The organism is Polyangium mundeleinium (assembly GCF_028369105.1).
GTDB classification, from domain to species: domain Bacteria; phylum Myxococcota_A; class Polyangia; order Polyangiales; family Polyangiaceae; genus Polyangium; species Polyangium mundeleinium.
In genome coordinates this window covers 12691993-12717596 of the sequence record NZ_JAQNDO010000001.1, presented here as the reverse complement: position 1 = coordinate 12717596, position 25604 = coordinate 12691993, and the positions used below count along the sequence as shown (strand labels likewise).

Below are 25604 nucleotides of genomic sequence, written 5' to 3'. Positions count from 1 at the left end.
CCCCGCGACGGCGGCGGGGCATGGCTCATGTTCAGCCACCCCATGGTCATCTCTGGCCATCACGCCCCGCCTCGCCCGTGCTCTGCTTGCTCTCATGAACGCCGAGCAACCGCCTTCCTCCACGACCTGGGTCGCGGGCAAGGCGCTTTGTATCCTCTCCGCCTTCACGTACGGCCTCCTCACGGCGCTGATCGACGTCCTCGATCCGCACCACCTCCGAAACCCCGATTGGCCGGGGCATGCGCGGTTCCACCTGCTCTGGCTCATCAGCGGCGGGGCCCTCGGCGCGCTCGTCTCCATCTACCTCTTCTGGACCGCCACCCCTCGTTCCTTCGGGCGGATCCGGACGGGCGCCCTCCTCGGGGCCCTCCACATCGGCGGCTTCTTCGTGGCCGCCCTCTTCAAGAACGCGGCCGGCGCTGCATTCGACGCCGATGGCCGGGTCCTCTTCGGCTTCCTCCCGCCGGCCATGCTGCACCTCGGCACCTCGGCGGCGCTGCTCTTTGCCGGTGTTCGTCTGTGCCACCCGAAAGGCAATGCGACATGAGCGATCGAACCGTCTCCGCACCCGTCCTCATCATCGGCGCCGGGCCTTCGGGCATGGTGAGCGCCTTGTGCCTCGCGAAGCGCGGCATCGATTGCATCCTCCTCGAGCGCCGCCAGGGGACGGACACGCATCCCAAGGCCCACGAGCTCTCGGCGCGCTCGATCGAGATCCTCCACGAGGTCGGGCTCGGCTACGACGAGCTCTCCGCGGAGGCGTCGCCGGCGGAGGACGCGGCGAAGGTCCTCTTCTGCGACACGATCGGCGAGGAGTTCGGTTGCATCGATCTGCAAGCCGGCAGCATCGGGCGCAAATACCGCGAGCACCTCGAAGCGCCGATGCCTTACCTCAACCTCTCCCAGGTCGAGCTGGAGAAGATCCTGCAAAAACACGTCGCGGCCTCGCCGCGCATCCAGGCGCTCTACAACCACCAGTGGGAGTCCTTCGAACAGGACGAGGAAGGCGTCGCGAGCCGGATCCTCAATCGGGCGACCGGCGAGACCTTCACGGTCCGGAGCCGGTACGTCCTCTGCGCCGACGGCGCCGGCAGCCGGGGCCGCAAGGCGCTCGGCATCGAAATGAGAGGCCCGGACAAGCTGCTCGACGTCGTCAATGCCTACTTCCAGGCCGACCTGCGCCACGTGGTTCGCACCCGCGGCAAGCTTTATTTCATCTTCTCGCCCAAAGCGCCGGGCAGCGCGTTCATCGCCCACCACGTCGAGAAGCGGTGGGTCTTCCACCTCCCCGTGGCGACGCCCCACGAAACGATCGAGGAATACACCCCGGAGGTGATGCGGAAGAAAATCAAGGCGGCGCTCGGGCGCGAGGACGTGGACATCCAGATCACCTCGATGAGCCATTGGCGCATGACCGCGCAGGTGGCGGACCGCTTCCGGAGCGGGCGTGTCTTTCTGGTCGGCGACGCGGCCCATCGATTCCCGCCCACCGGCGGGCTCGGCATGAACTCCGGCATCGGCGACGCGCACAACCTCGCCTGGAAGCTCGCCATGGTGCTCGATCGCCGCGCCCCGCCCGAGCTGCTCGACACCTACGAGGCCGAGCGCCGCCCGGTGGTCCAGACGAACTGCGACGAGAGCCGGCTCAATTTCGACCGAATGAACGAGGTCGCGGAGGCCTTCGGCATCGACGTGAACGACGCGCGATGGGCGACGGAGAAGCTCGCGAGCTCCACGATGCGCGCGCTGCCCGACAAGGTCCGCGCCTTCGCCGAACGACAGGCGCAACGTTACGCCGAGAGCGTCCTCTCGCGGTACCATCGAGACCCTTCCGTGCGGGCGTGCGTCCTCGCCGCCATCGCGCAGCAGCGGTCCCATTTCGATCGGATCGGCCTCGACCTCGGCTACACCTACGAAGAAGGCGCGCTCCTGCGCGACGGCACGAAGCCGCCCGTGTCCGACGACCGCGTGTCCTCGTACGTCCCCTCGACGCGGCCGGGCGCCCGATTCCCGCATTTCTGGCTCGACGGCAACACGCGCCGCCGCGGCAGCCGCTCCATCATCGATTACCGCACGTCCACCCTGCTCGTCGGCGCGGCGGTCGCGACGCGGCCTTCGGACGTCGAGGCGCTCGGCCAGATCGAGGCGCGCCACGGCGTCCGGCTCTTCGAGCTCGGCGCGGCGGACATCCCCGTCTGTCACGTGGCCGCGGTGCACACGGCGCTCGAGATCGAGCCCGACGGCGCGCTCTTGATCCGGCCGGACGGACACGTCGCGTGGCGACAGGCGCGCGGCGTCACGCTCTCCGACGCCTTGATCGCGTCGATCGTCGGGCACGTTTACGGCAGCGGCGAGACGCTCGGGGGGTGAGGGCTTGCCCCGCCGCCGGCCCCTCGGGTACGGTCGGCTCCCATGACGACCCCCGCCCCTGCCGTGCGCCCTCAGAGCCAGAGCACCGTCGCGGTCCCCACGGCGACGCCCGCGCCGTCCGGCCGCCTCGCCGTGCTCTCTGCGGCGGCGATGGGCGCGCTCGCCATCCCGCTGCCGATCCTCCCGGACCGCATCGTCACGCGCCTGCGCGGCGCCGTCGCTCATGACACGGCCACGCGCCACGGCATCAGCCTCACCACGGACGCCCGCGCGCTGCTCGCCAACGTCGAAAGCGAACAGAACGCCGGCCGCGCCATCGCCCGCAGGGCCGCCGAGGTCATCGGGTTCGCCATCTTGAAGCGTGGCCTCGGCCCGCTCAGCGCGATCACGAACGTCGCCCGCGCCCTCGAAGTGTTTGCCTTTGGCCACCTCTTCGACCGCTACATCATGCAGGTTCGCCGCTCCGGCGCCGTCCGCATCCACGCCGAGGAGGCCCGCAAGATCCGCGAGACCATCGATCGCGCCTTCCTGCACGCCTTCTCCCCGATGCTCCGCCCGACCCCGATCACCTTGCCGGACACCGTCGAGGATCTCCGCGACGAGTTCACCCGCTGGGTCGACGCCGCGATCCTGACGAGCGCCTCGCTCCCGAGTTACGTCGAGCGGCGCCTCGAAGCCGCCTTCGACGAGGTCGTGACCCACGATGGTTGAGCGAGACGCGGTCGATCCTTCCCACCCGCGCGCCGTCCTCGGAAAAACCCGGCGCGCCATCCTCAAGATCGGCTCGAAGAGCCTCACCGGCGACGCTTGGGACCGCCTGGCCCAGGACGTCGCCGCCTACCGCGGCCATCGCGCCGGGCGTGGCGGCGGACGCAGTGTCGTCATCGTGTCGAGCGGCGCGATTGCCCACGGGATCCAAAAACTCGGCTTGAAGAGCCGCCCCAAGGACATCGCCTGGCTCCAGGCCGCGGCGGCGGCCGGCCAGAGCATCCTCATGCAGCGTTACGAGGAGGCCTTCGACAAGGTCGGCATCCCCGTCGCTCAGGTCCTGCTCACCCACGCCGACCTCGCCGACCGCGCGCGGACGAACAACGCGCGCGGCGCCCTCGGCGCGCTCCTCGAAGCTGGCTGCGTCCCGATCATCAACGAGAACGACGCCGTCGCCGTCGAGGAGATCAAGTTTGGCGACAACGACCAGCTCGCCAGCATGGTCGCGCCCCTCGTCGACGCCGACCTCTTGCTCCTCCTCTCTGACGTCGAGGGCCTGCTCGACGCCGACGGCCGCCGCGTCCCGATCGTCCGCAGCATCGCCACCGAGGCGCGCCCGCTCGCGGGTGGCTCGACCTCGGGTGTCGGCACGGGTGGCATGACGAGCAAGGTCGAGGCGGCGCGCCGGGCCACGCTCGCCGGGGCGCACGTCGTCATCGCGCACGCCCGCGAGCCGGGCATCCTCGGCCGCGTCGTCTCGGGCGAGGACGTCGGCACGTTCTTCCCGGCCGTCCCCCAGCGCCTCAGCGCGCGCAAGCACTGGATCGCCTACACCTTGCGGCCGCGTGGCGTCATCCTCGTCGATCGTGGCGCGGCGGAGGCCATCTGCGCCAAGAACCGCAGCATCCTCGCGGTCGGCGTGCTCGGCGTCCGCGGCGTGTTCCAGCCGGGGGACGCCGTCTCCGTCGTCGACCCGGACGGCCGGGAGATCGCGCGTGGCCTCTGCCGCCTCTCCCAGTCCGACGCGGCGCGTGTGGCTGGGCAGAAGCGTGAGGAGGAAGGGGAGGAGATCGTGGTCATCCATCGGGACGACCTGGTCGTGCTTCCGATGGAGTGAGATCAGGCTGGAGGGAGAGGGGAGGGGGCGGGGAGCGGACGAGCGTTTAGCCCTGGGCCTTTGCGCCTGCGCCCTCGGCTGCGTTCGCCTTGGCGCTCTTCGTCCGTGTCTTGACGCCCTTCCTCGCGACCGCCGACCGATAGGTCCGCGTCTTCTCGTATTTCGCGAGCAGGTGTTTATCGTCCGTCATCTTCGCGCGGCGCTCGATCGAATCGGCGAACGCGTTCACCTGCCGCTGCCTCTTGTCGTCTTCGAGCGCGCGCGTCTCTTCCATCATTTCGACGAGCTTCTTCAGGGCAGGCAAATGGGCGTCGACCATCGCGACGCGGTGGTTCGACTCCTGGAAGGCCTCGATATCGGACTTCGTGATGCCGGCCTTGTCGCCGAGCGAGGCCTGATTGGTGAGGATCTCGATGACGACTTCCGAGAAACCTTCCTGTTCCGAGCACATGCCCATGCGGGCGCGCGGCGGCAGGTCGACGAGGAAGTGCGCGAGCGAGGTGCAATCGTGGACGAGGACGTCGAGCGCGACGGGCTCCAAGGGATTCGGCATGATGGGATCTCCTCCCCGAAACCGGGGGGAACGGGTGCATTGCATTTCCACGCGCAACGGCGCGAGGAAGGTGTGGACGAGGCGTACGGCGGATTTATTCGCAAGGGGAAGGGGCCGAATCCTGCTCTCGTGGAGGGGGATGCCGCGGGCGGGGTCGATCGATGCTGCGCGCGGCTTCGCAGGTGCCGTCCGCGGCTTCCCCGAAGCCGCGCGCGGGGTCGTCGATGCCGGGCGCGGCCTTCCCGAGGCTGTGCACAGGGGCCACGATGCCGCGCGCAGGGTCGAGGGAGGGCGGTCGCGGCTTGTATGAGGCTGCGTGCGGGGTCTGCGAAGCCGCGCGCGGGGTTCGGGATGCCGCGCGCGGGGTTTGGGAGGCCGCCTACGGCTTGCATGAGGCCGCGTGCGGGATCCGCGAAGGCGCGTGCAGGGTGGTGCGATGCTGCCCGCGTCTTCGCCGAAGCCGAGGGCGGCCTCCTCGATGCCGCCCTCGGACCGGGGCGATCATCGGCGTGGTGCCCGGCGGGAGTATCGGGGCGCAGATCGCGATCGATTCGGGGACATTGGCGAAGGGGACGCCGCAGGCGCGACTCGGGAAGGCGATCGGCGAGATTGGCATCGGGCTCGTGCAGATGGCGCTCGGCGTGGGCGGGTCGTTCGTGGGTGGTGGGATGAGCACGACGGGCGGGGGCGCGATCGTCGGGGTGCCGATCGCGGTGGCGTCGGCCGGGATGCTCGTGAATGGGTATGCGGCGGTGGGGGTGGGGTGGGATGGGTTCTGGCAGGCTTGGTCGGAGGGGTCGGGAGCGGGCTCTGGGGAGGGCAGCGCCATCGACTCCGGCCGCAAGGGGTGGACTCACATGGCAGAGGCTGGACGTCACGTTCCGCGCCACACGTTGGCGGAGGCGATTCAACACGGCACCCGGATGCCTGACCCGCAGGGCGCTCCCGGGGCGATCAAGATCCTCCAGCAGATCACCGTCAACGGCAAGTCGAGGACGCTCGAAATCATCTATCGCGAAGCTGATAACACCATTCTACACTTTCTCTACAAATGAACCTCATCGTCGAGTTCCACCCTGAAGTCAGACTGGCAGCGCGAGCTGTGTACCGCCGAAGCGAGCTAGCCTTGGAGTACGCTCGAGAGCCCACGCCAGCCGCGCCCGAGCGTAGTGGCATCCAGGCGAACGTGGATGCCGCGCTCGGCATTACCTCGCCGAAGTGGCTGGCCATCGCAGACACGCTCGTCATGGTGTTTTCGGGTAGCGATGCCTCTCTTACTGCGTTTGATGCGTACACGAACATCGACCTCTGGACACGCACAACGGAGTTGGCCACGCCAGAGGTGGTCGGCGGGGGGAAAGTGCGTCTCTCTGAACCGCCCTCCGACACGGACCGGATCGACATGGGTGTCGTGCCTAGCTTCCAATACTCTGAGCGACAAGCTCGGCTTCGGATCGACTTCGGGCGGCAGCGACACGGAATTCGTCACTACGCGGTATCCGATTGTTTGATCGTTGGCATCGACGATAACGGTCTTGCGACCCTGGAACTGAGTAACCTTCGAGTCGAGTAAGCCTGGCTCGGAGAGCTCCACCAACCAGCTCCGGGGCGGGTGGGTCGTTCGTGGGCGGCGGAATGAGCACGACGGGCGGGGACGCGCTCGTCGGGGTGCCGATCTGATCCACGCGCGCAACAGCCCCACGGGCACGTTCCTGGTGTAAACAATCCAGACGGCACCCCGTGGCTGCCGATCAACCAAGAAGAGGAGCCATGCAGCGGCCTACTTGGGGAGACACGGTTCGGGTCAAGAGCAACGCTCCGCACGAGATGCTTCCCGGGCGTCTGGCGGCAGTTTGCGGCATGAGGGAGGTCGAAAACGGCGATCAAGCCAAGCAGTTCGGCTGCGCGATCGGGACGACTCTCTATCTCATTGAATTCGGGGACGGACACTCTATCGAGATCCCGGAGGACTTGGTGGAGGTTGCCAACTTGGACGCTCACCGGCAGAGATTCTGCGCGGGAGGTGGACAATGAATTCATCCACAGAGTCCCTCTACCTTCGGGACCTCGGCGGGCTGCTCAAAGAGATGGCGCTCCGAGCGAAGAAGGAGGCTCTCTCGGCCTCCGAAGCAGACCGTGGCTTTGCTCTCGGGCGACTCATGGCGATGCACGAGGTGGTCTCGCTCATGCAGCAGCAAGCCGATGCCTTTGGGCTCGACGTGAAGGACATCGGCCTCGAAGGGATCAGCCCTGAGCAAGACCTTGTTTAGAGCTTCGATCTCCATCGACCTCTCGACCTGGGCGGCGGGATGAGGACGACGGGCGGGGGCGCGCTCGTGGAGGGGGCCGATCGCGGTGGCGTCGTCGTCATCCACCGGGACGACCTCGTTGTGCTTCCGTCCGAATAGGCACTTCGGTTACAGTGCTGGGACTTTTTTCGAAGTCCTGGCCGATGTCCTCTTTCCGTCAACATCTCCTGTGGTTCCCGGCGGCTTGGCTGGTCGTGCTCGCGGCGCCGGGGGCGGCCGCGCAGGGCACCCCGACGTCGCCGACGCCTTCTCCAAACACGCCGACGCCATCGGGAGCATCGGGAGCACAACCTCCGCCGACCGGTTCGACCCCATCACCGACCGAGTCGACCCCATCACCGACCGAGTCGACCCCATCACCGGCCGAGTCGACCCCATCGCCGACCGGTTCGACCTCATCACCGACCGGTTCGACCCCATCGCCGACTCCGCCCGCGCCCATCGCCCCCACGCCCACGCCGGCCCCCGAGCTCACGAAATTCCAGGTGCAATCGCACGCTTACAGCGGCCTGCGCTGGCCTGGGTACACCGTGGGGGCCAGCATCCGCGGCGGCGGCGGCATGTTTGGCTCCTCGCTCGGCCAGGGCAATCCGCTCGTCACCGGGTACCGCTTCGTCGAGCGGGGTGGCTTCATCTCCGGCATCGTGGTCGGCGGCATCTTTTATCTGCTCGGCGCCACCGCGGCGAGCATGCCGGACTCCACCAGCGTCTCGACCTCGTCCTATTTGCGCACGAACAACCGCGGCGAAACCGAGCGGGTCACCACCACCACGTACACCGCGACCTCCACCAGGAGCGCCGCAGAACGCGAGGCCGCCCTCGAGGCGGCCGAGGCGGGCGCCAAGGGGCTCGTCGCCTATCGCCAGCAATCCTTCGAGCTCGACGTCTTCACCCGCAAGTGGTTCGGCTCGGACCTCGGCGACGCCCGCGGGTATCGAATGAATTTTCTCTTCACCGTTTACACGGGAAAACGATTCATCATCGAGGGAGGGTTCGGCTTCGGCGACGTCAGCGCGATCGTCCCCAACAAGGACATCCTCGTCGAGGAGAAGTACGTCGGGATCCCGGTCCGCTTCATCGTCCCCTGGGGCCCGTTCTACGCCCAGGCGGCGGTCGACCTGAACTTCCGCGGGCTCGACTTTGGCCTGCTCGCGGACGACGAAATCGAGACGCGCGAGGTGGACGGGCGCCGCATGCGCGTGGACCCGGTGCGGCCGATCCCGCTGACCTTGTCGGTGAATGCGATGCTCTGGCGGCTGCACCTCTCGGTGGGCGTGGAGACGGCGCGGCCGTGGACGGGCCAGTTCGGGTATGTCGCCACGGCGGGGGCGAGGTTCTAGCCATGGTCTTGTGTACACGAATGCCCCGCCCGATCGCCGCGGCCTCGTTCGTCTTCGCCGCGCTCGCCCTCGCGTCCGGCGTGGCGCGCGCCGACGATTGGAGCCCGAGGGACGAGTTCTCCTCGGACGACGTTTTGCAGAGCTACGGCCTCGGCACGAACCACTTCGGGAGCGTGGCGATCGTCTACACGCCGCGCTCCGTGTTCGATTTCGAGGAAAACGAGCAGAACCCGCCGATCGCCGGCACGGGTGCTCTCACGATCGCCGCGAGCTTCCTGCCGCTGCCCACGCTCTTCGGGGGCATGGGCGGCATGGAGGGGGATTTCACGATCGGGTTCCCCCTGTTCAAATCGTACTTCGGCGGCTTCGGCGCGAACCTGGGCCTCGTCGTGCAGCCGATTTCATTCCGCCACCTGCGCGTGAGCCTCGCGGTCGGCGGCGGCTTCAACGCCCACGGGTATGGGTACTTGAAGCCGCGTATCGCCTTCACGATCGTGCCGCACTACATCGACGCCGAGGCGACGTACCGCTGGATCCCGGAGACCGCGAGCAACGTCTTCGGCGGCCGGACGGATGGCCTCGAAGACGAGGGCTTCGGCGAGCACAAGCTCCGCGCCTCCTTGTTCGTGTCCTTCCGCAAGAGGAAAGACCGCGACGACTTCAGCGTCCCCGGCGTGCACCTCTTCTTCGAGTACACCCGCATCTCGGGCGACACGGAGGAGCTCGAGCGCGTCAGCATTCGCCCCGGCGATTACATGAGCTTCGGGCTCGGCGCGGCCCTCTGACCCAGGGGGGCCCGGACACGCGTCCGGATTTTTCGAAACGCGGGAACCCACCCGCCCGAGCGCTGTCGGTCGGACCATGCGCTCGGGCCTCCTCTTCATGAACGGCATCCTCCTCGCGGGTATCGCTTTCGCCCTGGGCATCGGCCCCGGGACCCACTCCAAGCGCCTCCTGCCCGCCGACACCACGAAGGGCACCGAGACCTCCGTCGACATGGCCGCCCTCGAATCGGCCGCCGCGCTCTCGCCCACCGCCGACTCCGTCGTGGCCCTCGCCTCGGCGTACGTCGACCGTGGTCAGCCCGGCCTCGCGAGCGCCGTCATCGACAAGGCCCCCCGCGCCATCCAGCTCGATCCCCGCGTCGCCGACATCGCGGCCCGCGCCCTCTTCCACCGTGGGCAAGTGCGAAAGGCCCTCGCGACCGTCGAGGGCGCGCTCGACGCCTGCGACGCCGACGCTGTCGCGTGCAGCTCGTGGCAGGTCGCGAAGGCCCGCCGCCAGGCCGCGTTCCTCCATGAAGTCGTGGCCGCGGGCGTCGAGGACCCCATGACGGATCCCGCCGCCGTCCGGGCCGCGTACGAGCGTTCGACGCAGAAGGTCGGTCTTGTCGCGATGCGTTGAAGCCGCCCGGGGGCGCGTCCGTCACGTGACGTAAGACGCACCCAAGGAAAATCGGGCGGCGTTGTCGGATGCCCCATCGGCGCCGCCATGTCACGATTCTTTTTCTGGTTCGTCTCAGGAAGCGATGACTGGAACCCACCGACGATGCGTACGCGGGAGGCCATCGCCAGCGTGCTGAATCGACGCGAACCCCGCTCCTCCCCGCCTTCCTCCCTCGGCGCCCGCCTTTCGGGTGGTCTGCCTTGGGCGACCGTCTTCGTCTCCACCTCCCTCCTCGTCGGCTGCGGCCAGCCCACCAAGCGCCCGATCGCGACCCCCGCGTCGCACGGTCAGGCCGAGGAGCGCCCCTTCGTCTTCCAGCCGCCCGTGGACCTCGACATCGAGAACAAGGTCAACGCGGTCGTGCGGATCGTGGGCGACGTGACGTGCACGGGCACGCTCATCGCGGAGGACCTCGTGCTCACGGCGCACCACTGCGTCTCGGAGCGCGACGCGGACGGGACGGTGCACAACCGCGACAAGGATCCGGAGAGCCTCACCATCGAGCTCGGCGGCGACGACCTGCCCTGGGGCGAGGTGAAGGTGCGCGCGATCGTGAGCCCGGATTGTGGCTACGTGTCGGGCGAGGGCGACATCGCGATCCTCGTGCTCTCGCGGAAGCTCGTCGGCGTGCCCACGCTGAGCCCGCGCATCGAGGAGGCGCCCACGCCAAACGAGTCGATTTACCCGATCGGGTTTGGAAGGTGCGCGCTCTCGCGTGGGCCGATCCATCGCATCGAGCGCGTGGGCGGGCCGATCGGGAAGGTGCGCAGCGGCGATTTCTTCGCGGTCGCCTCGGTTTGCCCCGGCGATTCGGGCGGACCGGCCTACAGCGCGAACCGGCAAGACGTGGTCGGCGTGGTTTCGGCTTCCGTGATGGATGGCGACGACGCGACGGCGGCGCCCTCGATCTTCGTGCGGCTCGACGCGTGGCGTGAGCTCTTCAGCGCCGCCAAGGAAATCGCGAACGGGACGAGCCCGAGCGAGCTGCCGCCCTTCCGAAGCTGCCAGCGCTGAGCGCCCGCGCGCGGCGCGGCCCGCCGGATGCTCGCCCGCCCGGCCGCACCTGCGATACGATCTGCGCTCCGATGCAGAAATTCGGCAAAGCGCTCGGCTACACCGTCCTCGCCCTCGTGGTGGTCTTCGGGCTCCTCCGGGTGCTGCTCTTCAAGACCTGGGCCGTGCCGACGACGCTCCGTCTCTCGGCGTCGGTCGCGCCCACGCTCGACGGTGGGGACTTCGTGCTCCTCTTGACCCGAGGCACGCCGGGCTTCGGGGATCTCGTCCGCTGCAAGGATCCCGAGGATCCGACCCAGTACGTGGTCGGCCGCATCATCGGCGTCGAGGGCGACTCCATCGAGATCACCGCGCGGAGCGTGCTCGTCAACGGGAAGCGCTACAACCCCGTCCAGGCGTGCCCGACGCGCAAGTACCAAACGCTGCACCCCAACACCGAGGCCGAGGTCGAGCTCGAGTGTGGCGTCGTGGAGATGGGCGGGGGGTGGCATTACCGCGGGCAGACGAAGTCCAAGACGAGCCCCTCGACCTTCAAGGCGGAGGTGGGCGAGGGCATGGTCTATCTGCTCAGCGACAACATCGACCTCTACGACGATTCTCGCGAGTTCGGTACGCTGGAGCGCGCCACGTGCAAGGAGCGCGTGGTCTTCCGGTTCGTCGGCAAGAACGGCTGGGGCGACGAGGATGCCCGGATGATGGTGATCCGATGAGGCGATCGTTCGGATCCTTGTTTGCTTGACCCTCCTCTCGATCGCCGTTTAGAACCGGGTGTCCCCGAGGAACGACGTTGGGCAACGAGCAGCACGAGATAGGCATCGTTTGCGGTCAGTGCGACACGTGGAGCTCCATGGGCGCCACGAGCTGCACGGCGTGCGACAACGATCTGGCCCTGTTCGGGAGCCGGCAATCCGTCCTGCCGACGCCGCTGCCGCCGGCGCCCGTGCGTCCGGCCGTTTCGGCCCGTCCCGCGACGACGCCAGCGCCGCCGCTGCATCGCCCCGCGACGCCGCTGCCCGCCGCGGCGACCTCCGTGGGACCTCGCCGCGCCCCCGCGGCGGGCGCCGTTCCCGCGCAGAAAACACCAGCACGAAGCGAGTTCGCGGACCTATCGCAGGAGGAGCTCATGGAGCAAGCCCGTAACTACGTCTGCCGTTCCTGTTCGAGCGGCGTCCCCTCGGGCCACAAGTTCTGCGGGAGGTGCGGGACTGCGGTTCCGCTCGAGATCATGAACGCGCAGACGCTCTTCTTCGGGGACATGCAGAACCCGGCGAAGGCGAAGCTCATCCTGATCCGCGGCGAAGGCATGGACGGCCTGAGCTTCCACCTGAAGGCCGAGCAGCACATCGTCGGCCGAAACGGTCAGCTCGTCTTCCCCGACGATCCGTTCGTCTCTCCGAAACACGCGAACTTCTTCTACCGAGACGGCAAGCTCGTCGTGCGCGACGAGGGCTCGCTGAACGGCGTCTACATCCGCGTGCGCGGCACCGTCGACATCGTCCCGAGCGACACGTTCCTCGCCGGCGAGCAGCTCTTCCGCCTCGATTCGAGCCCAAGCCCTCCGACGGGCAGGACCCGGACGGCACGTATTTTTATTCGTCGCCGAAGCATCCGAGCCCCTTCCGGCTCACGCAGATCCTCCAAGGCGGCGCGGTCGGCATGACGGTGTGCGCGCGTGGTTCGTCGCTGCAGATCGGGCGCGAAGGCGGCGATCTGAACTTCCCGGGCGACCTCTACATGTCGGGCTCGCACTGCCGGATCGAGGAGAGCAGCGGGCGCTTCTCGCTGACCGATCTGAACAGCCGCAACGGCACGTACGTGCGCATCAAGAGCGAGCGCGAGCTCGGGCACGGCGACTACCTCTTCATCGGCCGCAAGCTCTTGCGCGTCGAGCTCAACACGAACTAGGCGGATCCCTCGTGACCACGAAGCCCCATCGGCCGCTCTGCTTCGCCGACGCCACAGGCGGCGCGCTCGCGGCCCTCGGCGCCGCGGTCGCGCGCGCGCTCGGTCATACGGACGCAGTGGCGGCGACCTCCGGCGAGCTGTCGCCGCTGCCCGCCGAGGTGCCGGCGGTGCTGGCGGAGATCGGCCTGGAAACGCCGTCGATCTTGAAGCTCGACGAGGCGCTGGCGAGTCCGCACGTGGTCGTGTGGCTCGCGGAGGGAGCGGCGCCGGTGGCGGATGCGCGGACGCTCGCGTGCAAGCTGCTGCCGGCGGACGCGGGCGAGTTCGAACGGATGGCGACGGCGCGGATCGTGCGGGATCGGATCGAGCGGATGCTCGAACAGGATCAAGCGGCGAGCTAGTCAGCGCTTGCGGTTCGCGCGACGGAGCGCTTCTTCGTGGTGCGTGGCGATCGTGTCGGCCACGGAGAACGCGGCCTTCACGGCCGTCATGAGCGCGCGCAGGACGGGCTCGGGGATCAGGGCGATGAGCCGTTCGAGGTCCACCGGGCCGTCCGTGTTCGGGACGTAGCGGTCCATCAGCTCGGCGAAGAGATCGTATTTGCGCGAGAGGTCGTCGAGCCGCTTGCGGAGCGCGTTCGCCTCGTCGCCCTGCGCGTCGCCGAGCAGGCCGAGGGCGCGGCGCGAGAGGGCGCGTTTGTCCTGCACGACGCGGCGCAGGCGCGCGAGGTAGGCGCCGATGATCACGTCGGGGTACTTGCCTCGCAGCGTGTACGAGTCGTGCCGCGCGCCGGACTCGCGTCGGCGCTCGATGATGCCCGCCGCTTCGAGGCCGCGCAGGTTCGCGAAGATGTTGCTCTTCGATCGGCCGAGCTCCATCGAGAGCTCGTCCATCGAGCGCGGGCTGTCGGCGAGGTAGAGCGCGGCGACGACCTGCCCGCCGAGCCGCGTGATGCCGGGGAACGAGGCGGCGATCTCCGCGCCGACGCCTTCGAGCAGCGCTTGGCGCGCGGCGACGACGCGTTCGTCGGGGGCGCTCGGTTCTCCGTCTGGCCTGCGAGAAGTCATCGCGGGCGCCAATGTAGCTTCAGGAGTCGTCCATGCACAGGGACGCGTGTTTGCCGCGAGGCACGCCCTGGATGAAGTCGACGGGGCAGCCGAAGTCGAGGACCGCGCCCGAGGGCTTCTTGAGCATCTCGCCGATCTCGATGGCGCTCGCCTCGGACCAGTCGCGTGCGCCGTCGAAGCGGGCGCGGATGATGCCGTTCTTGTCGATGAGCCAGGTCTCCGGAAAGAGCTTCGTGCCGTAGCGGTCGGCGACGATCTTCGAGTCCGTGTCGAAGAGCACGGGGAAGGGCGGGTCGCCGTCGAGCAACACGCGCAGGAGGTCACGCACCTTCGTGCGGTCCTCGTCGATCGTGACGGTCAGGAGGACCATGTCCTTGCGGCCGTGCAGCACGCGCGCGAGCGTGGCGAGCGAGGGCATTTCCTCTTTGCAGGGGCCGCACGTCTCGGTCCAGAAGTTGAGGAAGACGACCTTGCCGCGGAACGACGAGAGCCGGACGGGTTTGCCGTCGAGGTCGGGCAGCTCGAAGTCGGGCGCGAGACGATCGCGGCCGGCGTACGCGGGGCTGAGGCCACACATCGCGGTGCAGCTCGCGCGGACCTGATCGTTCTTCGCGGCCGTGACGAAGCCGAAGACGGCGATGGCCGCGGCCACGATGAAGACGATCTGCAGGAGCGTGGACGACTTCATGCCTCGACCTCCATAGCGCAAGGGCGCCCTTGCGCCCACTCGCTCACGCCTCGGATGCGCGGATCAACCGCAGGAGCCGCGCCTCGTCGACGCGGTGCTTCATGATTTTACGGCCGTCGAGCTCCAGGACGGGCACGTCCCAATCGTAGGCCGCGCGCTTTTCGGCCGGGGCCTCGTGGTCGAGGTCCACGACCAGAAGCTCGAAGGGCTCCGTGCTGCGCACCTGTTCGAGCGCCTCTTTGGCCACGTCGCAGAGGTGACATCGCTCCCGTGTGTACAGGGTGATGGTCTTCATGCGCTGGCGACGATGGTGAGACTCTTCTTCGGCTTCTTCGGGGTGAAGGCCTCGAACGCGCGCTTGTAGGCGGCGAAGGTGCCGCCGGCATGCACGGCGTCGAGCACCGCGCGGCCCTCGGCCTCGCCGCCCTGCGCGAGCACGGCCTCGACCCAGGCCCACTTCGCGCTCGTCGAGCGCACGTCGGCCCGGCCCTTGAGGCCACGGCGCAGCCGTTCGAGACGCGCGTTCACCACGTCGATGCCCGCGAACGGCGCATGCGCGAGCGGTGTGTTTCGCTTCGGGCAGAAGGGCGCGATGCCGAGCGCGATGGGGATTTGCTGGGAGAGCTGCGTGACGAAGCGGACGCACTCATCGACGTCCACGTCTTCCTCGCCGGGCACGCCGATCATCAAGTAGAGCTTCATGCGCGGCATGCCGTGCTTGCGCGCCATTTCGGCCGCGCGCTCGAGGTGGCGGATGCGCGCGCGCCGATCGAGCGTCTCGCGCACGCGCTCGCTCGTGCCGTCCATCGCGGTGGTGAGCGTGCGGTAGCCGGCCAGCTTGAGCGCGCCGACGAACTCGTCCGAGAGCTTGTCCGGGCGCAGGCTGGAGAGGCCGACCTCGCAGCCGCGCTCGGCGAGGGTGCGGACGATCTCCACGATCTTCGGGTGATCGCTGACGGCGGCGCCGACGAGGCCGATACGACGCGCGTCCTCGGGGATGAGGCCGAGGATCTTGTCCTTGGGGACGATGCGCATGCCGCCGTTCGTCGAGCGGCGCATCACGCAGTAGGTGCAGCCGCGCGAGCAGCCGCGCTCGGTCTCGATCAAGAACATGTTCGAGAGCTCGGTGTCGGGCGTGCGGATCGGGGCCCACGCGGGCAAAAGGTCGTCGTCGCACTGCGCGATGCCGGGCATGGAGGTGCCGTGGCGCGCGGGGACGAAGACGTGTGGGGTCTTCGCGAGCGCGTCGAGGGCGGCCTCGCGCGAGGGCGTGTCGCGCAGGATGCGAAGCACGTCGACGGCGAGCGTGTCGGCTTCGCCCATGACGATCGCGTCGGCGAAGGCCGCGAGCGGCAGCGGGTTCGAGTTCGTCAGCGGGCCGCCTGCGAGGATGAAGGGATCACGAAACGAACGTTCCTCGCGGAGCGGCGCGATCCCCGTGGCTTCGAGCAGGCGGATGACGCCCGCGACCTCGAGCTCGTAGGCGACGCTCATGGCGATCACCGGGTAATCGCTGAGCGGGCACCGCGACTCGTACGTGAGCGGGACGGCGCGCGGCCCGTGCTCGTCGTCGGGCAGGAAGGCGCGATCCGCGGCCATGTCGGGCTCGTTCTGGATCGACTTGTAGATCTGGAGGAAGCCGAGCGAGCTCATGCCCGTGCGGTAAGGCGACGGGTAGGCGAGCGCGATGCGCCAGGGCGCGTGTTTGTCGAGGCGGCCGACCTCCTCGGCGAGCCGCCGCCGGATGGTCGCCACGGTGACGTCACGTGACATTCGGGAAGAGACTCCTTCAGCAGGCTCGGTGGCGCAAGCGATCCCAGCCGATTTCCTCAAGGAAACACCCGAGATCCCCGCGTCAGCGGGCGGAGGGGCGCGCGAGGTGTACGGCCTCGCCGTCGGTCTCCCAAACAACGTCGCCGCCCCGGTCGGTCCGGGCGATGGTGATGGCGCGGGCGCGCAGCGAGGCGAGGACGCCGGGGTCGGGGTGGCCGTAGCGGTTGCGCACGCCGGAGCAGACGAGGGCCACGCTCGGGCGCACGGCGTCGAGGAAAGTCGGCGTCGTGGAGGTGCGGCTGCCGTGGTGGCCGAGCTTGAGGAGATCGGCGCGGAGGGCGGCCGGGTTCTTTTCGACGAGCGAGCGTTCGGCCGCGGCCTCGGCATCACCGACGAGCAGCGCCGACCTTTGGCCGTAGGTGATGCGTAGAACGAAGGAGTTGTCGTTCGCGCTCTCGTCGGGGACGAACCCGGGGCAGGGGGCGAGGACTTCGATGGTGGCGCCGCCGATCACGTGTTTGCCGCAGAGCGTGTCGGGCCTGCGAATCGGGATCTTCCGGTGACGTAGGTTCGCGAGCATCGAAGCGTAGGTCGGCCCAGCGCCGTGGTCTTCGCCCTGGCCCGTGTCCCACAGCTCGCCGACCTCGATCGCGGGAAGCGTGGAGACGAGACCGCCGAAGTGATCCGGGTGCGGGTGCGAGAGGACGACGATGTCGACGCGCTCCTTGCGAAGCGCGCGCAGCACGGGGAGCACGACACGTGTCCCCGTGTCGACAGGGCTCCCCATGAAGCCTCCGCCGTCGATGAGCATGGTTTTTCCGTCGGGCAGGTCGATGAGGATCGAATCGCCCTGGCCCACGTCGAGCGTGCGGACGCGGAGCCGTCCTCGGGCGCTCCCCGCATGGGCGGCGCCCTGCTCCAGCACGAGGAGCGCGGCAAACCCGAGCGCGAGCGCAGCGCCGCGGCGAAGCGCGTCCTTGGCGAGGATCGCGGCGAGCGCAGTGACGGCCACGGCTGCGAGCTGGGAGGGCGTGGGCGGTGGGAAGGTGACGATCCCGCCGAGATCACTCGTCACGCGGGCGACCGCGCGCACTGCGAGCAGCGCGCCCGAGCCGAGGAGGGCCGCGCCACGCTCGACCGGAGGCGCCCACGCGAGCGTGGCGTGCAGGAGGCAAACGGGCAGCGCCGCGAGCTCGCCGATCGGCGCGGCGACGAGGTTCGCGAGGATGCCGAGCAACGACAAGGAAGGCGTCATCATCGCGAGGAACGGCGTGCAGCCGACCATCGCGGCGAGCGTCGTGGCGATCGGTCGCAACACGGCGCGCACGAGCGCGGGGCCACGCACGAGGTGGTGCGCGATGGGTCGATCGAGCCCGAGCAGCCCCGCCGTCGCCGCCGCGGACAGGACGAACGACGGGTCGCTGCCGACGAGCGGATCGAGGATCGCCGCGAGCAGGAGCGAACCGCCGAAGGCACGCACGCCGCTCGGGCGACGGCCGAGCGCGCGCACGAGCATCACCACGGAGAGCATGCCCGCGGCGCGCAACGCCGAGCCGCTGCCGCCCGCGAAATCCGCATAAAGCCACGACGTGGGGATCGCGAGCGCCGCGGAGATGCGGCCGACGTCGAGGCGCGCCGAGAGCGGCGTGACGCGCAGGAGCAAGGCGCGCGCGGCGGCCGCGAGGCCCGCGACGGCGAGAACGAGGTGCGTGCCGGAGACCGCGAGCAGATGAGACAGGCCGCTCCGGCGGAAGGCCTCGTTGTCGGCCTCGTGGAGATCCGTCTCGCCGAGGACGAGGGCGCGCGCGAGCGGCTCGGCCTCGGGGTGGAACGTCGCCTCGATGCGGCGGCGCACGTGGGCGCGGGCGCGATCGATCCACGCGGGGATGCCCTGGCCGCGCGAGACGCGTTCGAGATCGACGAGGCCACCCGACGCGGCGACGCCGCTCCGCGCGATGGAGGGGCGCGGGTCGGGCAGGCTCTCGTTCAGGAAGAGATGGACCGGGGCGAGGTCCGCGACGAGACGCACGCGATCGCCACGCGCGAGATCCTCGGGTGCGCCGTGAAGCCTCGCGCGGAGCGGCCCTTCGAGCGGGCCACGTTCACAGGCGCCCTGGAAGAGCTCCACCTCGATGCGGGCCTCGCCGCGTTCTTCTCCTGGAGGCGCGGGCTCGCCGCGCTGCACCACCGGCGAACGCAGCACGATAGCTTCCCCTTCGCAGCGGCCTGGAGGGCCGAGCGCCTCGGTCACGCGCGCGTGCAGGGCCGCGGCTTCGTCGATCGCCGCGCGGGCCCGCAGCGCGCCGAGGGCGAGGACGAGCGCGAGGACCACGAGCGCCCACCGTTCGAGGTGACGGCGCAAGAGGAAGAGCGAGACCACGGCCGCGAGTGCGGCGGGAAGCGGCGCGCGTGCCAGGGCGGAACCCGCGGCGAGCGCGAGCGCGGTGAGCAGCAGCTTGTCGGTCACGTCCCGCGATGCAGCAAGCGCCGGGCCGCCCTTGCATCGGCCGGAATTCCGCGCGATCGCTCACCCAACACCCTGGCGCCGCCATGGCGGGCCCCGGCGGCCGCCACCTTGGCGAAGGCGCGTGGCCCGCCCTCTCCCCCACGTCTTGCAATCGGATTGCAGGATTCCGCGCCGCGTAAAACTCTCGTATCCCGCGGGCGTCGCACAGAGAACGCGTGCGCGTCCGGAGGCGCCTTTCTACAATGGCGCCTCCTTGCGCGTGCTCTCCCGATGCATCGTGGCGCACGCGCGTGCCGCTCCCTGGAGGTCGCTGATGGTCTCGTGTCCGCCCCGCGCTCGTTTTGCCCTGTTCCTCGGCGTTTTCGCGCTCGTCGCCGGCTGCGGTGACGTGTCGCAACCGGCGCCCGAGGGCGCCGTTGCCGAGGCGGAGCTCGACATCAGCGGCGGCTATCCGGACGACAAAGACACCGCGGTCGTCGGGATTTACGCGACGAACCTCGGCGGCATCTGCACCGGCTCGCTCCTCGCGCCGAACCTCGTGCTCACGGCGCGCCACTGTGTCTCGGAGATCAACAACAACCAAGGCACCGTCGAGTGCGGTGTGACCAAGTTCTCTCCGCCCGCCGCGCCGAGCAGCTACCTCGTCACGACCGGGCCCGAGCTCTCGCAAAACCCCTCGGAGTACCGGGCCACCAAGGAAGTCGTGCTCCTGCCCGCCGGTGACGATTTCTGCGGCCAGGATCAGGCGATCCTGATCCTCGCGGAGAACATCCCCGAGGCGGAAGCGAAGCCCCTCGTGCCGCGCCTCGACGAGCCGCTTGTCACGGGCGAGAAGTACTCCGCGATCGGGTTCGGCGCGACGGACGGCGCGGGCAACGGCGCGGGCGCGCGTCGCCGCCGTGACGACCTCACCATCACCTGCGTCACCGAGGAGTGCCCGCAGGGGCAGGTCAAAACGACCGAGTGGATGGGCAACGCCGGCGTCTGCCAGGGGGACTCCGGTGGGCCTGCGATCGACCTGAAGAACCGCGTCATCGGCGTGACCTCGCGCGGCGGCTTCAACTGCTCGACTCCGATCTACGGCTACGTGAAGGCCTGGGATCAGTGGATCAAGGACACGGCGATCAAGGCCGCGGAGATGGGCGGTTATCCCGTGCCCGCGTGGGCGAACGGCGCGTCGACGGACCCCGACTACACGTACACGCCCGGCGACGCCTGCAATGAGCCCTCGGACTGCGCCTCGGGCCGCTGCGTGAACGACGGCAAGGAGCAGTACTGCACGCGCCTCTGCAACGAGAAGGCGCCCTGCCCCGACGGCTGGTACTGCGATGCCGACAGCAACGGCCAGGGCGTCTGCTTCAAGGGCGAAGGTTCGTCGGGCGCCGGCTGGGGCGAGGAAGAAACGCCCGGTCCCGACCTCTCGAACGACAGCTCCTGCAGCGTGAACGCCGATCCGACGAAGCCCGTGCCCTGGCGCGGCGGCATCTTCGCGCTCGCGCTCGTCGCGCTCGGTCTGCGGCGCCGCACGCGGTGAAGCGACGCTCGTTCACCCTCGCGCTCGCCGCGCTCGCCTTCTCCGCGTGCTCGCGGGGCACCGGCAAGGACAAACCGCTTCGTGTCGTCTCGCTCTCGCCGAGCACGACGGAGACGATGTTCGCGATCGGCGCCGGAGGCCTGCTCGTCGGGCGCTCCCGGTACTGCGACGCTCCGAAGGAGGCCGAGGCGCTGCCCGTCGTCGGCGGGTACGCCGATCCAAACGTCGAGGCGATCGTCGCGCTCGCGCCCACGCTCGTCGTCGGCGCGCGTGGCCCCGCCGGGCCCGCGCTCGAAGAGGGGCTGCGCGCCCACGGCATCGACACGTTTTTCCCCGAGACCGAGTCCCTCGACGGCATCACGAGCATGATCGTCGAGCTCGGTCGCCGCGTGGGCCACGAGGCCGAGGCGAAGCGGATCGCGCAGGGCATCGAGGAGAAACGGAACACGCTCGCCGCGCTCGTCGCGGGAAAACCTAAAAAACGCGTGCTCTTCGTGTTCGACGTGTCGCCGATCGTCGTCGCCGGTCCGGGCAGTTTTCCCGATGAGCTCGTGCGCCTCGCGGGCGGCGAGAACGTCATCACCCGCGGCGGCGCGTACCCGACGATCGGCCTCGAGCACCTGCTCGCGCTCGATCCCGACGTCCTGCTCGACGGCGCCTCCGACATGCGCGCCACGAAGACGCTCCGCGAGCGCGTGGAGAACACGCCCGGCTGGCGTGAGCTCCGCGCCGTCCAGAAAGGCCAGATCCGCGTCGTCGGCTCGGACGTCTTGCGCCCCGGCCCCCGCATCGGTGATGGACTCTTCGCCGTCGCCCGCGCCATCCACGGCGAGGACCTCGCGAAAGCCCCATGACCCGCTCGCCCGCCCGCGTTCGCGCCGATGCCCTCCTCGTCACCCTCGGCCTCGCCGAGACCCGCGCGCAAGCGCAGGCCCTCATCATGGCCGGCAAGGTCACGTGCAGCGACGTGCGCGTGGACAAACCCGGCGCGCTCGTTGCGCCCGATGCGCCTCTCCGCGTCGCCGCGCCGCCGCGCTTCGTCTCCCGCGGCGGTGACAAGCTCGACCACGCGCTCACGTCCTTCGCCGAAAAGGGCCTCGACGTCGCCGGCCGTCGCTGCCTCGACGTCGGCGCCTCCACGGGCGGCTTCACCGATTGCCTGCTCCAGCGCGGCGCCGCGCTCGTCGTGGCCGTCGACGTCGGCTACGGCCAGCTCGCCGAGAAGCTCCGCGCAGACCCGCGCGTCGACGTCCGCGAGCGGGTGAACGCGCGCGACCTTGGCCGCAGCGATCTTCCCGTGGGCGTCGACCTCGTCGTCGTCGACGCCTCGTTCATCGGCATCGGCAAGCTCATCGGCGCGATCGCGGCCTTGCTCGATCCGGGCGCGGACCTCGTCGCGCTCGTCAAGCCGCAGTTCGAGGCGGGTCGGGAGGCTGCCTCGCGGGGACGGGGCGTCATCCGGGATGAGGACACGCGGCAGGCCGCGATCGCCGCGGCGCGTCGGGCCGTCGAGGAAGGCGGGTTCGAGGTCGTGGCCGAGGTCGACAGCGCGGTTCACGGGCCCAAAGGCAACGTGGAGCGGTTCGTCTGGGCGCGCCGCCGCGCCGGCTGATCCCGAGGCCGCGCGCGCTCGGGGCTGACGACATGCGACGATGATGGTACTCATCGGCCGGCACGGGGCATCGCGCGATTTCGCGGCCCTGACCGGCGAGGAGAGGTCGATGCTCGGACGACGGCGTTGGGTGATGGCGATCGTGGCCCTCGGCGCGAGCGCGCTGGGGCTTTTCGCATGCACCCCGAAGGACGCGCCTCAGAAGGAGGCCGCGGGCAAGGATCCGAGCATCCCCGCGGCGGCCGAGCCCTGGAAGGTCGGCGCGTACCTGAGCCTGTCGGGCGCCGAGACGCAGTTCGGCATCGAGACCAAGGAAGGCATCGAGCTCGCGGTCGACGAGGTCAACAAGAAGGGCGGCGTGAAGGGCCGGCCCGTGAAGGTCTTCTACGAGGACAACAAGTCGAACCCGCAGGAGACGAACAACAAGGTCCTGCAGCTCATCACGCGGGACAAGGTCGTGGCGCTGCTCGGCGAGGTCGCCTCCTCGCGCTCCACGATCGGGGGCATCGTCGCGAACAAGCACAAGATCCCGATGATCACGTCCTCGGCGACGGCGCCTGAGGTCACGCAGATCGGGCCCTTCGTCTTCCGCGTCTGCTTCACGGACGACACGCAGGGCCAGATGGGCGCCGAGTTCGTGGTGAAGACGATGGGCAAGAAGCGCATCGGGATCCTCTACGCCTCCGACGACGTCTACTCCTCGGGCCTCGCGACGCAGTTCCGCGACGCCGCGAAGAAGCTCGGCGGCGAGATCGTCGTGGAGAAGAGCTTCATCAAGACCGAGACGAACTTCACCACGTACATCAACGAGATCCGCGACGCGAAGCCCGAGCTCGTCTACGCGCCGATCTACTACAACGCGATGGTCCCGATCGCGCGGCAGGCCAAGGCCGCGGGCATGCCGGGCAGCATGTTCGTCGGCGGCGACGGCTGGGACGCCGAGACGCTCCTCCAGGACGCGGGCGAGGAGATGGAGGGCGCGTACTTCACGAACCACTACGCGCCCGACGTCCCCTGGCCGAACGCGCAGGCCTTCCTGAAGGCTTACAAGGAGCGCTTCAAGCGGGATCCGTCGAGCCTCTCGTCGCTCGGCTACGACTCGGCGCAGCTCCTCTTCGACTCCATGGGCCGCGCCAAGGGCGACACGCCCGAGGCCATCCGCGACGCGATCGCCGAGACGAAGAACTTCGCCGGCGCGACGGGCACGATCACCATCGACCCGAACCGCAACGCGGACAAATCCATCGTGATCGTTCAGATCAAGAACAAGAAGTTCACCTACTTTGCGGCGGTGAACGACAAGGCTCAAAAGCCCTGAGGCGCGAGGTCGAGTGATTCCATGGCCATGAAGATCCTCAACGCCCTCATCACGGGGCTCGCCCAGGGGTCGATGATCGCGCTCGTCGCCCTCGGCTACACGATGGTCTACGGCATCCTGAAGCTCATCAACTTCGCCCACAGCGAGGTGTTCATGATGGGCGCCTTCATCGGCTTCTTCGCCATCACGGCGCTCGGCGGCAAGGACGCGCCGGTCCTCGCCGGCGTGGGCGGGACGCTCGCCGCCATGGCCTTCGCGGGTCTGCTCGGCATGATCGTCGAGCGCATCGCCTACGCCCCGCTGCGCACGCGCGGCAAGGGCAAGGCGAACACCCGCGTCACCCCGCTCGTCACGGCGCTCGGCATGAGCGTGCTGCTCCAGAACCTCGCCCAGCTCCTCTTTACCGCGCAGTACCGCGGCTATCCGCAGCTCCTGCCGATCGAGGACACGCGCAAGGTCATCTTCATCGCGGCCTTCTCCGTGATGAGCGCGCTCTGGTTCGTCGTGCACAAGACCTGGATGGGCAAGGCGATGCGCGCGCTCAGCGTGAACATCGAGGCCGCGCGCCTCATGGGCATCCGCACGAGCCGCGTCATTTCGATCACGTTCATCACGGGCTCGGTCCTCGCCGCGCTCGGCGCCGTCCTCTACTGCCTCGATCAGTCGCAGGTCTACCCGACGATGGGCGTCGTCATCGGCAACCGCGCGTTCGTCGCCGCCGTCATCGGCGGCATCGGCAGCATCCCGGGCGCGATGCTCGGCGGCCTGCTCATCGGCATCATCGGCGAGATGACCAAGCTCACGGCGTACTCTGGCCTGCAGGATGTCCTGGTCTTCACGGCGCTGATCGCCGTTTTGCTCGTCAAGCCCACGGGCCTGCTCGGAAAGGCCTCGATCGAGAAGGTTTGATCGTGCCGGGCCCTGACCGAGGGCTCGCTTGCGTACTATCCTTGGACCGATGATGCGGCGCTTGATCCTCGCCTCCGCCCTCCTTCTCGGCGCCTGCGCGCCGGGCGCTCCGGCCAACTGGGCCCGCGGCGGCGCGATGCTCGACGTGCCCCGCGCCCGCTGGGTCGTCGGCGTCGCCGTCGTGGATGTCTACCCCGACGGCCGCGTGATGCTGAACGACAGCCAGGAGATGACCGTCGACCGTGGCGGGCGCGTCTACGACCCGAACAACGACCCCATCGCGCTCCTGGAGCCCGGCGGCAAGCTCGTCGGCCCTGGCGACAAGCTCCTCGGCAACGTCGGCATCCTCCACGCCTCGCAGGGCGAAGATTCAGAAGCCTGGCTCAGCGTCATGCCCACGGGGGAGGTCGTTCGCTACGAGGACGACGGCGGACGCAGCTCGCTTGGCGTCTGGATCGGCTGCAACCAGACCTACCTGCAGCACCAGACGTGCACGCTCGTCAGCCATCTGCTCACGCCGCGCATCGTCGCGCAGACGCGCAACACGAACACGCTCATGCCGAATGGCCTGGGATATGGCCCCGGCGGCTACATGCCCGGCATGGGCTTCGGGTTGCCCTACCGCTGATCCCGCCTCTGAGCCCCCTCTCCCGCGAGGGAGAGGGGGTTGGGGGTGAGGGCGTCGCTCTACTTGAGCAACCAGCCGAACAGAAGCCGCTTCGTCGCATCCCGCGACACCTGCGCGATCGAATCGACGAGCGGGATCTCCTTCGGACAAACCTCCACGCAGTTCTGCGACTTCCCGCAGTCCTGCACGCCGCCCTCGCCCATGACCGTCTCCAGCCGCGCGTTCTTATGCAGCGCGCCCGACGGATGCATGTTGAAGAGCCGCACGAGGTTCAGCGCGAACGGCCCGACGAACTGCGTCGAATCGTTGTACTGCGGGCACGCCTCGACGCAGCACCCGCACGTCATGCAGCGCGACAGCGGGTAGCGCTCCTGCTGCGCCTCGGGGCTCTCGCGTGGACCCGGGCCGAGCTCGTGCGTCCCGTCGATGTCGATCCACGCTTTGACCTTCTTCATGTCCTGGAACATGCGCTCGCGGTCGACGATGAGGTCACGCACGAGCGGGAACTTCGTCATCGGCTCGACCTGGATCATCTCGCCGTTCGGCGCGATCTGGTCCACGAGCGCCGAGCACGCCTGACGCACGCGCCCGTTGATCACCATCGTGCACGCGCCGCAGACCTCTTCGAGGCACGACGACTCCCACACGACCGGCGCGACCTCTTTCCCGTCGACCGTGCGCGGCTCCTTCTGCACCTGCTGCAGCGCGCTGATGATGTTCATCTGCGGCAGGTAGGGGACCTTGAACTCCTCCCACCGCCGCGTCTCCGGGAGATCGGGGCTGTCCTGGCGCTTGACGCGCAGATGCACGAGACGCCCGGTGCCCTTCGTCGTGTCGTTCGCCATG

Annotated in this window: 28 protein-coding genes; 21 read left to right on the top strand and 7 right to left on the bottom strand. The window is 69.0% G+C overall.

Features of this window, described 5'->3' with window-relative positions:
- The first annotated feature begins 94 nt into the window (after positions 1-94).
- The 4 genes from POL67_RS50395 to proB are packed head-to-tail and all read left to right on the top strand — an operon-like array spanning position 95 to position 4195.
- The gene (locus POL67_RS50395) at positions 95-547 is read left to right on the top strand and encodes a hypothetical protein (protein WP_271929718.1); all 453 of its coding nucleotides are present in this window, start codon (positions 95-97) and stop codon (positions 545-547) included.
- The gene (locus tag POL67_RS50390) at positions 544-2370 is read left to right on the top strand and encodes an FAD-dependent monooxygenase (protein WP_271929717.1); all 1827 of its coding nucleotides are present in this window, start codon (positions 544-546) and stop codon (positions 2368-2370) included. Before POL67_RS50395 ends, POL67_RS50390 begins: the two co-directional genes overlap by 4 nt.
- Before the next feature lie 42 nt (positions 2371-2412).
- Positions 2413-3081 (top strand): hypothetical protein, encoded by a 669-nt coding sequence (locus POL67_RS50385; protein WP_271929715.1) that lies wholly within the window; start codon positions 2413-2415, stop codon positions 3079-3081.
- A complete protein-coding gene (gene proB / locus POL67_RS50380; protein WP_271929714.1) occupies positions 3074-4195 on the top strand; it encodes a glutamate 5-kinase in 1122 nt (373 codons plus the stop codon). The genes POL67_RS50385 and proB overlap by 8 nt, the downstream gene beginning before the upstream one ends.
- Before the next feature lie 46 nt (positions 4196-4241).
- On the opposite strand, the gene POL67_RS50375 is transcribed toward proB, so the two are convergent.
- Entirely contained in the window at positions 4242-4748 is a 507-nt protein-coding gene (locus POL67_RS50375; protein ID WP_271929712.1) for a hypothetical protein, read from the bottom strand.
- 509 nt (positions 4749-5257) lie between these two features.
- On the opposite strand from POL67_RS50375, the gene POL67_RS50370 reads away from it, so the two are divergent.
- The 11 genes from POL67_RS50370 to POL67_RS50320 all read left to right on the top strand — a co-directional run bounded on the left by POL67_RS50370 (position 5258) and on the right by POL67_RS50320 (position 13163).
- Positions 5258-5803, top strand: a complete 546-nt coding sequence (locus POL67_RS50370) for a hypothetical protein (protein ID WP_271929710.1) — start codon at positions 5258-5260, stop codon at positions 5801-5803.
- The gene (locus tag POL67_RS50365) at positions 5800-6321 is read left to right on the top strand and encodes a hypothetical protein (RefSeq protein WP_271929708.1); all 522 of its coding nucleotides are present in this window, start codon (positions 5800-5802) and stop codon (positions 6319-6321) included. Before POL67_RS50370 ends, POL67_RS50365 begins: the two co-directional genes overlap by 4 nt.
- A 457-nt stretch (positions 6322-6778) precedes the next feature.
- Positions 6779-7018: a hypothetical protein gene (locus tag POL67_RS50360; protein ID WP_271929706.1), complete on the top strand. Its 240-nt coding sequence runs from the start codon at positions 6779-6781 to the stop codon at positions 7016-7018.
- A gap of 524 nt (positions 7019-7542) precedes the next feature.
- A complete protein-coding gene (locus POL67_RS50355; protein WP_271929704.1) occupies positions 7543-8397 on the top strand; it encodes a hypothetical protein in 855 nt (284 codons plus the stop codon).
- A 20-nt stretch (positions 8398-8417) separates the two neighbouring features.
- Positions 8418-9182: a hypothetical protein gene (locus tag POL67_RS50350; protein WP_271929702.1), complete on the top strand. Its 765-nt coding sequence runs from the start codon at positions 8418-8420 to the stop codon at positions 9180-9182.
- Between the two features lie 76 nt (positions 9183-9258).
- Positions 9259-9801, top strand: a complete 543-nt coding sequence (locus tag POL67_RS50345) for a hypothetical protein (protein ID WP_271929700.1) — start codon at positions 9259-9261, stop codon at positions 9799-9801.
- Positions 9802-9945: 144 nt separating this feature from the next.
- Entirely contained in the window at positions 9946-10857 is a 912-nt protein-coding gene (locus POL67_RS50340) for a trypsin-like serine peptidase (protein WP_271929699.1), read from the top strand.
- A 71-nt stretch (positions 10858-10928) separates the two neighbouring features.
- Positions 10929-11567, top strand: coding sequence for a signal peptidase I (gene lepB, locus POL67_RS50335; protein WP_271929698.1), 639 nt, complete (start codon positions 10929-10931; stop codon positions 11565-11567).
- Between the two features lie 77 nt (positions 11568-11644).
- Positions 11645-12517, top strand: coding sequence for an FHA domain-containing protein (locus tag POL67_RS50330; protein WP_271929696.1), 873 nt, complete (start codon positions 11645-11647; stop codon positions 12515-12517).
- Entirely contained in the window at positions 12514-12762 is a 249-nt protein-coding gene (locus POL67_RS50325; RefSeq protein ID WP_271929694.1) for an FHA domain-containing protein, read from the top strand. Before POL67_RS50330 ends, POL67_RS50325 begins: the two co-directional genes overlap by 4 nt.
- A gap of 11 nt (positions 12763-12773) precedes the next feature.
- On the top strand, positions 12774-13163 hold the full coding sequence (locus POL67_RS50320; RefSeq protein WP_271929692.1) for a hypothetical protein: 390 nt from the start codon (positions 12774-12776) through the stop codon (positions 13161-13163).
- Here the strand turns inward: POL67_RS50320 and POL67_RS50315 are convergent, their stop codons facing one another.
- The 5 genes from POL67_RS50315 to POL67_RS50295 form a co-directional block, all read right to left on the bottom strand.
- Positions 13164-13829 (bottom strand): GbsR/MarR family transcriptional regulator, encoded by a 666-nt coding sequence (locus tag POL67_RS50315; RefSeq protein ID WP_271929690.1) that lies wholly within the window; start codon positions 13827-13829, stop codon positions 13164-13166.
- 19 nt (positions 13830-13848) lie between these two features.
- Complete coding sequence (locus tag POL67_RS50310) at positions 13849-14517, bottom strand: TlpA family protein disulfide reductase (protein WP_271929689.1); 669 nt, start codon at positions 14515-14517, stop codon at positions 13849-13851.
- A 43-nt stretch (positions 14518-14560) separates the two neighbouring features.
- Entirely contained in the window at positions 14561-14812 is a 252-nt protein-coding gene (locus POL67_RS50305) for a glutaredoxin family protein (RefSeq protein WP_271929687.1), read from the bottom strand.
- Positions 14809-16290: a B12-binding domain-containing radical SAM protein gene (locus POL67_RS50300; protein ID WP_271929684.1), complete on the bottom strand. Its 1482-nt coding sequence runs from the start codon at positions 16288-16290 to the stop codon at positions 14809-14811. The genes POL67_RS50305 and POL67_RS50300 overlap by 4 nt, the downstream gene beginning before the upstream one ends.
- 82 nt (positions 16291-16372) lie before the next feature.
- On the bottom strand, positions 16373-18757 hold the full coding sequence (locus POL67_RS50295) for a DNA internalization-related competence protein ComEC/Rec2 (protein WP_271929682.1): 2385 nt from the start codon (positions 18755-18757) through the stop codon (positions 16373-16375).
- A gap of 313 nt (positions 18758-19070) precedes the next feature.
- Between POL67_RS50295 and POL67_RS50290 the strand changes: the two genes are divergently transcribed.
- The 6 genes from POL67_RS50290 (at position 19071) to POL67_RS50265 (ending at position 24758) form a co-directional block, all read left to right on the top strand.
- Positions 19071-20291 (top strand): S1 family peptidase, encoded by a 1221-nt coding sequence (locus POL67_RS50290; RefSeq protein WP_271929680.1) that lies wholly within the window; start codon positions 19071-19073, stop codon positions 20289-20291.
- On the top strand, positions 20288-21145 hold the full coding sequence (locus POL67_RS50285; RefSeq protein ID WP_271929677.1) for an ABC transporter substrate-binding protein: 858 nt from the start codon (positions 20288-20290) through the stop codon (positions 21143-21145). The genes POL67_RS50290 and POL67_RS50285 overlap by 4 nt, the downstream gene beginning before the upstream one ends.
- The gene (locus tag POL67_RS50280; protein WP_271929674.1) at positions 21142-21903 is read left to right on the top strand and encodes a TlyA family RNA methyltransferase; all 762 of its coding nucleotides are present in this window, start codon (positions 21142-21144) and stop codon (positions 21901-21903) included. Before POL67_RS50285 ends, POL67_RS50280 begins: the two co-directional genes overlap by 4 nt.
- A 109-nt stretch (positions 21904-22012) precedes the next feature.
- Positions 22013-23221, top strand: a complete 1209-nt coding sequence (locus POL67_RS50275; RefSeq protein WP_271929672.1) for an ABC transporter substrate-binding protein — start codon at positions 22013-22015, stop codon at positions 23219-23221.
- A gap of 27 nt (positions 23222-23248) precedes the next feature.
- Positions 23249-24130: a branched-chain amino acid ABC transporter permease gene (locus POL67_RS50270; RefSeq protein WP_136927177.1), complete on the top strand. Its 882-nt coding sequence runs from the start codon at positions 23249-23251 to the stop codon at positions 24128-24130.
- A gap of 49 nt (positions 24131-24179) precedes the next feature.
- Positions 24180-24758, top strand: a complete 579-nt coding sequence (locus tag POL67_RS50265; RefSeq protein ID WP_271929668.1) for a hypothetical protein — start codon at positions 24180-24182, stop codon at positions 24756-24758.
- Positions 24759-24817: 59 nt separating this feature from the next.
- Here the strand turns inward: POL67_RS50265 and sdhB are convergent, their stop codons facing one another.
- Positions 24818-25603, bottom strand: coding sequence for a succinate dehydrogenase iron-sulfur subunit (sdhB, locus tag POL67_RS50260; protein WP_271929665.1), 786 nt, complete (start codon positions 25601-25603; stop codon positions 24818-24820).
- Between the last annotated feature and the right edge of the window lies 1 nt (position 25604).